The following is a 1,016-nucleotide window of genomic DNA, read 5'->3' on the forward strand; positions in this document are numbered from 1 at the left end:
AACAGACTGTACGCATTACGCTGTTTCTTTGCTTGATACATGGCGATATCTGCAGAAAGCAGCAGCGCGTCTAAGTTGTCGCCGTGCATTGGGTAGAACGCAATCCCAATGCTGCAACTGAGCAGGAACTGGTTATCGTTAACGTTATATGGTTTGGAAAGCGTTTGAATCAGCTCGCTTGCTAGATCTTTGATGGTCTCTTCATCAGTTCGATTAACGATAAAGATGAACTCGTCGCTTGCCTCACGGACGATCAAACGACCTTCGCCCGAAAAGTGGTTAAGGCGAGTCGAGATCTGTTTTAGAACTTCGTCACCAAATTCGTGGCCGTGTGTGTCATTGACCGATTTGAAGTTATCGATATCAATGAACATTAAGGTGAACGGGTTACTGCTGCCACACATCCAACGTTGAATGTTGGAACGTAAATACTCGCGATTAGGTAGGCGAGTTAGATGATCATGACAAGCTTGGTAAAGCAAACGCTCTTTGGTTTCGTGTTCATTGTTAGCGATTGAGCGAAACAGCGCATAAAACGCTGCTTGAACGATCAGAAAGACGATGCAGTAAAACGCAAATTGGCTGTAAAAGCCACGCTTAATGAAACTCAAATCGGTCGACGACGTTGCCCATAAGCCATAATCAGGAAGGTATTTGAGTGTGATTAATTCATTCAAACGTTGGGTATCGACGACGACATTGATTGCTCGGGTTAGCTGTTTTACTTGGTCGGTATCCCAGCCGTAGTCTTGCTGGATTTGATCCAATAAGGCTTGTTTATTTAAATCATCGGCGGGCTTTTGATAGTCCTTGATCGTGGTGTCTTCAGATGAGCTAAACGTAAGGTAGCCGTCGTTTCTAATTAGGGACACGCGATTGTGTTCATTAGCATGAATGTCGTTACGAAACACTGACGACGTATTCATGTTAAAGCCAGCCGTCATTACCGCTTGTACTACGCCATTTTTATCTGGAATCGCTTTACGAATGGGAATAACTAACGAATCTTGCGCTTC

General features: G+C 44.3%; 1 protein-coding gene. It reads right to left on the reverse strand.

Going from position 1 to position 1,016, the window contains the following annotated elements:
• A partial coding sequence (locus tag R7D93_RS26210; RefSeq protein WP_318129672.1) for a GGDEF domain-containing protein occupies positions 1-1,016 on the reverse strand: 1,016 nt, incomplete at both ends.

This window comes from Vibrio sp. YT-15, from assembly GCF_033337445.1.
Taxonomy (GTDB): domain Bacteria; phylum Pseudomonadota; class Gammaproteobacteria; order Enterobacterales; family Vibrionaceae; genus Vibrio; species Vibrio alginolyticus.